General features: G+C 63.9%; 7 protein-coding genes. 4 read left to right on the top strand and 3 right to left on the bottom strand.

Features of this window, described 5'->3' with window-relative positions:
• Positions 1-459 precede the first annotated feature (459 nt).
• Together AC1DMG_RS16350 and AC1DMG_RS16355 are read right to left on the bottom strand one after the other, a co-directional pair.
• Complete coding sequence (locus AC1DMG_RS16350) at positions 460-1,326, bottom strand: SPFH domain-containing protein (RefSeq protein WP_441604860.1); 867 nt, start codon at positions 1,324-1,326, stop codon at positions 460-462.
• 5 nt (positions 1,327-1,331) lie between these two features.
• Complete coding sequence (locus tag AC1DMG_RS16355) at positions 1,332-1,529, bottom strand: hypothetical protein (protein WP_477175108.1); 198 nt, start codon at positions 1,527-1,529, stop codon at positions 1,332-1,334.
• Between the two features lie 354 nt (positions 1,530-1,883).
• Between AC1DMG_RS16355 and AC1DMG_RS16360 the strand changes: the two genes are divergently transcribed.
• The 4 genes from AC1DMG_RS16360 (at position 1,884) to AC1DMG_RS16375 (ending at position 6,883) form a co-directional block, all read left to right on the top strand.
• Positions 1,884-2,270, top strand: a complete 387-nt coding sequence (locus AC1DMG_RS16360) for a BlaI/MecI/CopY family transcriptional regulator (protein ID WP_441604862.1) — start codon at positions 1,884-1,886, stop codon at positions 2,268-2,270.
• 1 nt (position 2,271) lies between these two features.
• Positions 2,272-4,230, top strand: coding sequence for a M56 family metallopeptidase (locus AC1DMG_RS16365; protein WP_477175109.1), 1,959 nt, complete (start codon positions 2,272-2,274; stop codon positions 4,228-4,230).
• A gap of 131 nt (positions 4,231-4,361) precedes the next feature.
• Complete coding sequence (locus AC1DMG_RS16370) at positions 4,362-5,663, top strand: ABC transporter permease (RefSeq protein WP_441604864.1); 1,302 nt, start codon at positions 4,362-4,364, stop codon at positions 5,661-5,663.
• Between the two features lie 8 nt (positions 5,664-5,671).
• Positions 5,672-6,883, top strand: a complete 1,212-nt coding sequence (locus AC1DMG_RS16375; RefSeq protein WP_477175110.1) for an ABC transporter permease — start codon at positions 5,672-5,674, stop codon at positions 6,881-6,883.
• Positions 6,884-7,723: 840 nt separating this feature from the next.
• Here the strand turns inward: AC1DMG_RS16375 and AC1DMG_RS16380 are convergent.
• Complete coding sequence (locus tag AC1DMG_RS16380; protein ID WP_477175111.1) at positions 7,724-10,060, bottom strand: S9 family peptidase; 2,337 nt, start codon at positions 10,058-10,060, stop codon at positions 7,724-7,726.
• Positions 10,061-10,350 lie beyond the last annotated feature (290 nt).

Below are 10,350 nucleotides of genomic sequence, written 5' to 3' on the forward strand. Positions count from 1 at the left end.
GCGGGCGCGGGCGGGTGGAGGAAAGCCCGCAGGGTGGCCGCATGGATGCGGCCAGTTTTTCGACAGGACAGGGATGTCCTGTCGAAAAACCCCGTAACCCGACCGCGCACCTGGAGGGCCGTAGGCCCGGAAGGCGCGTCATCCGGGGGGCCCTTCTCTTTGGTTACTTTCTCTTGGGCAAGCAAGAGAAAGTAACCCGGGCCGCGGCAGCGGCACGGAAGCCCGCGGCAGGCGAGCCAGATCGCGGTATCGCGACAACCGAACACCGAGGCTCTGGATGACCAGCTTCGCTGTTTAGAAGCGCCTCCGGCCGGCGCCGGAATGACGATCAAATGCCAGCCAGCTCTGGGATGACGATCAGAAATGCCCCCGCGAGCACCCTCCCCTCACCCTAACCCTCTCCCCGGCGGGGAGAGGGAGAAAAGCCAGGTGCCTTCCAACTAACTCCAACCAACCACCTCACTTAGTCTGCACACTCCCCAAACTCACAAACGGCAACGCACTACTCCCCGTATAAGTGGGCAAATGCCCATCCCACTTCTCAATCGCCGACATCTGCACGATGTTGGGATTTTCGCGCAGCGCATTACCCTTCAACTCAATCGCCTTGGCCTCCGCCGTGGCAATCGTGATCTGCGCCTGCGCACGTCCCTGTGCTTCAGCCTCCACCTTCTCCGCTTCGGCCCTGGCCTGCGCCACCTCGTTCTGGCGCTGCTCGGCCATTTGCGTAGCCTGGATCTTGGCGTTGATCGACTGCACGACATTTTCGGGCAGGCGTAGCTCACCGATCCAGTAGATCTTCTCCACATTGATGCCGACGGCGGATACTTCGTCGCTCACATCCTTCTGCACCGATTCGATCAGGCTGGCCTTGCCCTTGCCGTAGACCGATTCGATGTCCAGGTTCGAGGCCTCCTTGACCAGCGCGTCGCGGATCATGTTGCGCAGATAGACGTCCGTGATTTCGTCAATGCCCTTGCGGTACTTCTGGAAGATCAAGGTCACCTTGGACGGATCGATGTGGTACGTGATGCCCACGTCCGCGTTTACCGTGAGGCCTTGGGCGGTCTGGAAGCTTATCGATTCGTCCACTGCACGGCCTTCCATGGTGGAGCGCGTGAAGGTGTAGGTCTGGGTGAAGGTCGGGAAGGTGTACAGCTCGTAGCCCCAGCCCACCCAGTAGCGTCCGGGCGGCAATTCCTGCAATGCGCCTTTGTCATCGCCATACATCTGGAACTTCACGCCCACATTGCCCGCCGGCACTTTCGAGCAGGCGGCCAGCAGCAGGGCCGAAAGCGACAACGACAGCGTCAATACGCGTTTCATGGTGATCATTCCTTGAGAGTGAAACCGCGGCGCAGAAGCAGATAGCCCCACGCCAGTAGCAAGGCCAGCAACGCCAGGCCGATCAGCACGGCCAGCGTGCTTGCGGCCGAGATCAGCTCCGGCCCGATGACAGCGACGTACAACAGCAGGCAGACGACGAACGGCCACAGCCGATGCGCCAGCCAGTCGACAAGCGTCTTCATGGTTTTCCCCGTGGTGATGATGGTTTGGCGAGTGCCGTATGGATGTCCGTTCGCAAGCGCCGCATCGACACGTCAGCGCGTCGAGACGGTGTGCGAAGGACAAAGTGCGTTGCTAACCCGTGGGTGCGATGACTCGCCGTGTATGGCGGGATGGGTCAGCGATAAGTAGCGTGCGAGCCTTCATATAAGCGCACTCCAGGCGCGCTGCAGGATGAGGACGGGGCGCACTCTACTCCGATTTTGGTGCGTTGCAACAAGTCAGCGCTGACGCAAATCCAGCACCACCGGCCTATTGACTACAGCTGTAGTCACGGCGTACGTTGACTACAGCTGTAGTCACCAGGAATCTTGGACATGGGCAAGCCAACCATCGGCGATCAGGAGCTGGCGCTCCTGCAATATCTCGCCGACAACAACAACGCATCGGTCGGCGAAGTGGCGACCGGATTCGGCGAACCGCGCGGCCTCGCTCGATCGACCGTGCTGACCATGATGGAACGCCTGCGCGGCAAGTCCTACCTGCGCCGCAAGCAGGTACAGGGCATGTATCGCTATAGCCCATCCACCGGGCCTGGCGAAGTCATGCGCAGCGCGGTGGGACAGTTCGTGGAGAAGACGCTCAGCGGTTCGGTATCGCCGTTCGTGGCATGGATGTCCGAACGCACGGACGTCAGCGACAACGAACTCGCCGAACTCGAAGCCCTGGTGCATCAACTGCAGACGCGCCGCAAGGAGACCTGACATGAGCGCCATTGCCTCTCTCGCACAGGAAGTGGTTGGCCGACTGGCCTGGACGTCGCTGCAGGCAGCACTGCTGGTAGGCGCCGTGTGGCTGCTCAACCGGCAGCTTCCGCGGCTTTCCGCGGCCACGCGCTCGCTGTTGTGGTGGCTGCTTGGCGTGCAGCTTCTGCTGGGCTTGTTGCTGCCCACGCCGGTGGCGCTGCCGCTGTTGTCGCCCACTTCCGCCGAAACCACGGTGATCACCACGGTATCGCCGAGCGAACACCGCATCGCCAGCATTGGCCAGAGCTCTGCGTCTTTCTCGGCAGAACCGGAAAGCGACGACCAAACCGTGATCGTGCGCTCCACTACGTCGACAGCAGCTGGCTGGACGCGCTGGTTACCGACAGTCCTGGCGCTATGGCTTGCCGGTGTGGTCGTGCAGCTGCTCATCACGTTGCGTCACTGGCGCCAGGCACGCATCGTGGTTCGTGCATCGCGACCGCTAGCCGATGCCGCCTTGCAGACGCTGTGCGCCGAGCAGGCACATGCGATGGGGCTGCGTCGCTGTCCGTCGCTGCGTGTCTCCGATGCGATCCGCTCCCCCCAGGTGAGCGGTGTGTGGCGGCCAGTGGTGTTGCTGCCCGCGAACCAGAACCTCTCCTCCGAAGAAAGCGCCCTGGCGCTCGCCCACGAACTCACCCATCTGCGTCGCGGTGATCTGTGGATGGGATGGATACCCGCGATCGCCCAGCGACTGTTCTTCTTTCATCCGATGGTGTCGTGGGCAATGCGCGAGTACGCCTTGAACCGCGAGGCCGCGTGCGACGCGCAAGTGGTGCATCAGCACGATGCCGCACCGCAGGATTACGGCCGCCTGCTGCTGCGCCTGGGTGTGGCGCATCCGCTGCATGCGGGTCTTGCCGGCGCGTCGCCGACTTTCCACAACTTGAAGAGGCGCTTGACCATGCTTCAGCTTAGCGATCAGGACACTACCTCGCGTGTGCGCAGCTGGTTGCTGGTTGCCGTGGTCGCTGCCATCGGCGTGCTGCCGTATCGCGTGACCCAGGCCAAGGGCGATACGGCGTCCGCGCCGGCGAGTACCTCGAGCGTCCAGTCGGTTCCCGCGACACCCCCGACACCAGCCACACCGCTGACGCCGCCTACGCCGGCCACGCCAACGACGCCTGCTACGCCGAAGACCAAGCCGTCGCCGCGCGGCAGCATCACACCGCCGGCCGTCCCTCCGGTACCGCCGGCACCACCCGCGCCCAAGGCTCCGACACCGCCGCCTCCGCCGCCCCCGCCGCCGGCCCCACCCGCACCGCCGGCGCCGCGTTCCGAAGGTTTCTCTGCGCATCACATCGATATCGATACGCATACCGATGCGCAATACGGCTTCGCCTTGCTCGACAAGGATTCGGTGATCATCAACGGCAGCGATCTGGACGTTACGACGGCTCGCAGCATGCGCGGGCAGTCAGAGCCGCTGTTGATGTTCCGTCGCGGCAACAAGTCCTATGTGATCCGCGATGAAACCTATCTCACCCGCGCCAAGGCGGCCTATGCGGCGGTGACCGAGCTGTCCAAGGAACAGGGCCGGCTCAGTGGCGAACAAGGTCGCGTGAGCGGTCAGGAGAGCGGCATCGGTGCGCGCCAGGGCGCGCTGGGCGAACGGTTGGCACGCATGGCCACGCGTGAAGCAGAGATCGCGGCACGACAGGCGCAGCGTCCGTCGTCCGATGGCGGCGACGCCGAGCGCGCGTCGTTCGAGTCTCAGCGCGCGGAGATCGATCGCGAGCGCGCCGGTCTCGAACGCGAACAGCAAGACCTCGAAAGGCAACAGGAAGCCTTGGCCAAACAGCAGGAAGCACTCGCCCATCGCGAGGAACAGGCCACCGAACAGGCGACCCAGCAGATGAGCCGTCTGCTGGACGAAGCGCTGGCCAAGGGCGTCGCACAGCCGGTAAGCAACCGCTAGCCACAACGTGGTGGCGTGCCCGGCGCGCCGCCACGAATCACAGCCCCATCGATCAACACACGCCCCGGTTTGCCGGGGCGACGGGTAACCGTTGCCCACGCGCAGCCGATTCATGCAGGGAAGGAGGCGACATGATTGGCTACTACGCGACAACCGCCATCAGCAGTCTGCGCCGCAGCAAGGCACTGGCCGCGCTGATGGTGCTGGTCATCGGCCTGGGCATCGGCGCCAGCATGACCATGATCACGATTTTCCATGTGCTCTCCGGTGATCCGCTGCCGGGTCGCAGCGGGCAGATCTATGCACCGGTGATCGACATCCGGCCGCTCGCCCGCGATCACAGCGAGTCCACTGAGCCGGACGGCAATTTCAGCTGGCCGGACGCCATGAATCTGCTGCACGCACGGCGGGCCGATCGGCAGGCCGTCATGGCGGGCGGCGCGGTTCCGGTGCGCCCGCCACAGAGCGGCGAGCTGCCGTTCTACGAAACGGGACGCTACGTGACGGCTGATTTCTTCAGCATGTTCAACGTGCCCTTTGCCGCAGGCACCGCCTGGCGCAGCGACGATGACGAGAACCATGCGCGCATCGTCGTGCTCAACCGCGACCTGGCGCGCAAGCTGTTCGGCAACGCGTCGGCGATCGGCCATAGCGTGCGCTTGAAGAACACCGACTTTCGCGTGGTCGGCGTGCTCGACGACTGGCACCCGCAGCCGCAGTTCTACGCACAAGTGGACGGCCGCGGCTTCGGCAAGACCGACCAGTTCTTCCTGCCATTGCAGACCGCGCAGGATCTGGGGCTCGACTTCAACGGCCGCTTGTCCTGTTGGGACAGCGGTGGCGACGCCCGCACCAGCAACCACTGCGTGTGGCTGCAGTTGCTGGTGCAGCTGGACAGCACCGCCAAGGCGCAGGCGTACCGGCAATTCATTGGCAGCTACTGGCGCGACCAGCAGTCGCACGGCCGCATGCCACGCCCCGTCGACGCGCAGCTCTACGGCCTGATGGACTGGCTGACGCGCCAGCACGCCATCCCCGACGACCTGCGCCTGCAGCTATCGCTGTCGCTTGGCTTCCTCGCCGTGTGCATGCTCAACGTGGTCGGTCTGTTGCTTGCCACTTTTCTGCGTCGCGGCGGCGAGATCAGCGTGCGTCGTGCGCTGGGTGCGCGGCGTTGGGACATCTTTCTGCAACTGGGCGTGGAGTCGTGCGTGATCGGCCTGGCCGGCGGCCTGCTCGGATTGGGCATCGCCTGCCTGGGCTTGTGGAGCGTGCGCCAACGGCCCGACGGTTACGCGCAACTCGCGCAGATGGACGCGGGCATGCTGCTTGGCACCTTCCTGCTCGCCCTGGTGGCCAGCGTGATCGCGGGCCTGCTCCCCGCGTGGCGTGCCTGCCGCATACCTCCCGCCCTGCAACTGAAAACGCAATGAGGCCTGTCATGTCGCATTCGCCCCTGATCGCCAGCCTGTCGCGCCACAAGCTCACCGTCTGCCTGCTGGTGATGCAGGTGGCGCTGACCTGCGCCATCGTCTGCAACGTCGCGTCCATCATCGGCCATCGCCTGGCGCAGATGCAGTTGCCCAGTGGCGTGGTGGAAAACGAGCTCGCCATGATCGAAAGCATCAGCGTCGACGAATCGGCCAACCACCTCGCCAAACACAACGCGGACATGGCGGCGCTGCGCGCGATCCCCGGCGTCACCATGGTGGCTGCGGTCGATGCCCTGCCCTTCAACGGCAACAACTGGAGCAACGGCATTTCGCTGGTGCCGAACGGGCCCGCGCCGGCCACCGCCACGGCATTCAACGGAACACAGGAAGAAGCACGCGTGCTCGGCATGCGTCTGGTGGCGGGACGGTGGTTTCTGCCGGAGGAATACATTGCGCTCGATGCGGCGCATGACTGGGCGGGCATCAACCGCGTGCCCTCCACCATCATCACGCGCGCCCTCGCCGCCAAGCTGTTTCCGGGTCAGGACCCGCTGGGCAAGGTGATCTATCCGGGAGATGGACCGGTGCGCATCGTCGGCGTCGTGGATCAGCTGCTGCGTCCCTCCCTGGGCGAGTCCGATGCGAGCGGCTACGCCACGCTGTTTCCCATGTTGCCGGACACGGCCGACATCACCTATGTGATGCGCACTGCGCCGCAGGACAGGGAGCGCGTGCTCAAGCAGGCACAACAGGTACTCGCCCGCCTCGACAACAACCGCGTGCTGAGACATCCGCAGACTTTCACGCAGCTGCGTGACGATTACTTTCGCCGTGATCGCACCATGATCACCTTGCTGCTCTCCGCGGCGCTTGGCTTGCTGCTGGTGACGGCTGCCGGCATCGCGGGTCTCGCCAGCTTCTGGGTGCAACAACGCCGACGCTCCATCGGCATCCGCCGTGCGGTGGGTGCTACGCGACGGGATATCCTGCGGTATTTCCAGACGGAGAATGGGGTGATCGTTGGTGTGGGTGTCGTTCTAGGTGTGGTGCTTGCCTACGCGCTCAATATGCTCTTGATGCAGCATTACGCGTTGCAGCGGTTGCCTTGGCTGTACGTGCCGGTTGGGGCGGTGTCGTTGTGTTTGCTGGGACAGTTGGCGGTGCTAGGGCCAGCGATGCGGGCGAGTTTGGTGCCGCCGGTGGTGGCGACCAGAGGGTAGGTGGGGATGTTTGCCTGGCGGGTTATGGGTCGTCGTTGCGGCGCAGGCGGTTTTTGCTAGTCGTCGCGGCGCTGGCTGGGCCTCTGCCCGTCATCCCGACGCTAGACGGAGGTGGTTTTCAACTGCCGAATGGCTGGTCATCCAGAGCGTCGGTGTTTCCTTGTCACCTTTGGGCCAGGGTGCCGCCTGCGCGGCGGGCGTTTCGATCGGCTGCCGCCGACCGAGTCACTTTTCTCTTGCTGGCCCAAGAGAAAAGTAACCCAAAGAGAATGGCCTGATAACGCCCGCAGCATCGTGTTGGGATAAGCCCGAACGCTYGAGGCRCRYCGTYRKGGGACAACCTCCGAGGGTACACAGSGSRTASYTCMAWGCGCTGCGCAACGCGCCCGAATCGCTGAGGACTTAAAGCGGGGCCTCGCTGCGCATCGGCTTTGGGCATCGCTCCGTCCCTTTGCCRCGCCTGGCGCTTGTCTGTGGGAGCGCACCCTGTGCGCGACAGCCACGCCGSGGTGTACCGCTCCGTAGGTTTGTCGCGCACAGGGTGCGCTCCCACAAAGAGCGATCGCAAGATTGAATGGGTACCACAGCGTGCGAAACCCTTGTAGGAGCGCACTTGTGCGCGACCGCAGCGCCTGGGTGTACCTCTTCGCAGGCTGGTCGCGCGCGAGCGAGCTCCTACAACAGAAAAACAAGCGCCCGAAAACGCCGGGCCGCGGCAGGCGAGTCAGATCTCGATAACGCGGCGACCGAACGAAAGGTCACTGGATGACCAGCCATTCGGCTGTTGAAACGCGCCCCTGCCCGTGCAGGGATGACGATCGAATGAGCGCAGCCGCCCCCTCAATCCTTCGGCGGCTTCATCTCAAACTCCTTCGGCGCCACATCTCCCGCCAGATTCCGCACAAAATAATCCCAACGCTTGCGCATCATGTAGTTGGCCGCGGCGCCATAGGTGTGATGCTCGTTGGGAAGCATCAACAAATCGAAATCCTTGTTCGCCTTGATCAGCGCATCGACAACCAGCAGCGTTTCGTACGGCGGCACGTTGTCGTCCATGGTGCCGTGGGCCAACAGCAGGTGGCCCTTGAGGCCGGCGGCGTGGCTCTGGTTGGCCTGGTCGTCGTAGTTGCTCTTGCCGTCCTTGTCGGTGACCAGCAGCCCCTGCCACTTCTCCGCCCAATCGTCTTCGTAGTTGCGGTTGTCGTGGTTGCCGCTCTCGGCGATGCCGACCTTGAACAGGTCGGCGTAGCGGAACATCGCCGTCACCGTGGCGTTGCCGCCGCCGGAGTGGCCCCAGATGCCCACGCGATCCATGTCGATCCACGCATGACGCTTGCCGAGCTCCTTCAAACCGGCCACCTGGTCGGGCATGGTGTTGTCGCCGATATTGCCGAAGTACGCATCGTGGAAGGCCTTGGAGCGCCAGGGCGTGCCCATGCCGTCGATGGCAACCACGATGAAGCCCAGCTCGGCCAGCGCCTGGTGATCCGCGCGTGCAGGATTGAAGCTGCGTGAGCCCACCGAGCCGGTCTGCGGGCCGGGGTAGATGTAGTCGACCACCGGATATTTCTTCGACGGATCGAACTGCGTGGGCTTGAACATCAGGCCGTACAGGTCGGTCTTGCCGTCGCGCGCTTTCACGGTGAACGGTTCGGGCGCCTTCCACCCACGGGCCAGCAGGCGTGAGATATCGGCCTTGGCGATGGTGGACACCACATGGCCATCCTGTGCGCTACGCAGCACGGTGACCGACGGCGTGGTGGGTGTGGAGTAGGCGTCTGCGAATAGACGTCCATCCGGCGACAGGGTGATGGTGTGGTCCGCCGGCTCCGGCGCCAGCAGTACCGGCGCGCCGCCGTCCAGGCTGACTTTGTAGAACTGCTGGTAATACGGATCCACGCCCTGCTCGCGACCCACGCCGCGGAACCACAGCGTGCGCGAGGCAGCATCGAGCTTGAGCACCTCGGTGACATTGCCTTCGCCGGTGGTGATGGCGTGCTTGAGCTTGCCGCTGTCGAGGTCGTACAGATACAGGTTGCCCCAGTTGTTGCGCTCGCTGAACCACACCACTTCATGGCTGGCCGGCAGGTACTGCCAATTGACCTTGCCGATGCCGCTTTCGTAGTAAGTAGGCACGCTTTCGTTGAACACGGTGCGTATGTCGCCGGTGTGCACATCGGCCACGCGAAACCACGCCTGCTTGTGATCGCGCGAGGAGGATACGAAGGCCAGCGAGCTTGCATCGGTCGCCCATTGCACATCGTCCCAGCCGCCATTGCGGCCGCAGCTCACGTCATCGCACAAGGTGGAGCGATGCTGGTCCGGCTCCATCTTCAGGCGCAGCACCTTGCGCGTGTCGACGTCGACGATCACGCGTTCGATCATCGTCACGTCCTTGTCGCCGACCAGTGGATACTTCCACTTTTCGACCTTCGGGTGGCCCACGTTGGTGCCCACGATCACCATGTCGCCGGTCTTGCGCTGATCCTGCTGGAAGGTGGCAATGCGCCTGGAGTCCGGCGACCACACGAGGATGGCCTTGCTGCTGTGCTTCCAGCCCGCGTTGTCGGTGGCGTAACCGTAGTTTTCCACGCCGTCGATGGTGAGCTGGGTTTCCTTGTGGGTGAGGACATCGCGCACCCATAGGTTCCAGTCGCGCACGAAGGCTTCGCTGTGCTTGTCGGGCGACAACACGCCCGGTTCGTTGCCCGTGCCGTCGATGCTTTCGTCACGGCCGAGAACGCAGACGATGTTGCCCTTCATGTCGCACAGATAGTGTTTGCCGCGCAGGTTGACGTCCAGGCGGCCATCCGGCGCGGTGACAAATGTGGTGATGCCCAGCTTGTTCGCGCTGACGGACTTGCCAAGCACCTTGCCAAGCGCGACGGCGAGGGCCGCGTGGTCGAACGCGGGCTCGACCTTGCCGGTGCCAGCATCGACACGCAGGTAGCGATCGCCGGAGGCATCATGGTCGCGGTACCAGTAGTGGGTATCGTCGATCCAGGTGACCGTTTGCACGGCGTGGTCCACCAGGGGCGTGGCGTTGTAACCCACATAGCGCTCGGCGCGCGCGTAGTCGTCATGGGTGAGCGTACGCCCCTGTGCGACGGCGCCAGCCGAAAGCGCAATCAGCGCCGCCGCGCCCATCAGGCGCGCACCACGTGTGTTCAAGCTCATGTTTAGTCCCCCGATCAATCGCGACATACAGGCGCGCATGGAAGAGCGGCCTGGGTATTGCCCGTAGTGTTACTCAGGTGGCGTTGGACTGCCATTGGTTTGGGTTGAGTCGTTCCAGGGGAGCGGAGCGCGCAAGAACACGAGGGTGGGAATGCCGCCTCTGCGCGACAAGCCTGAGGAGTGGTGTACCCAAGCGCTGCGGTCGCGAACAAGGTGCGCTCCTACAAGGGGACTCTCGGCTATTTGTGGGAGCGCACCCTGTGCGCGACCATCCTACGGAGCGGTACACC

This window comes from Dyella sp. 01N36, assembly GCF_056399745.1.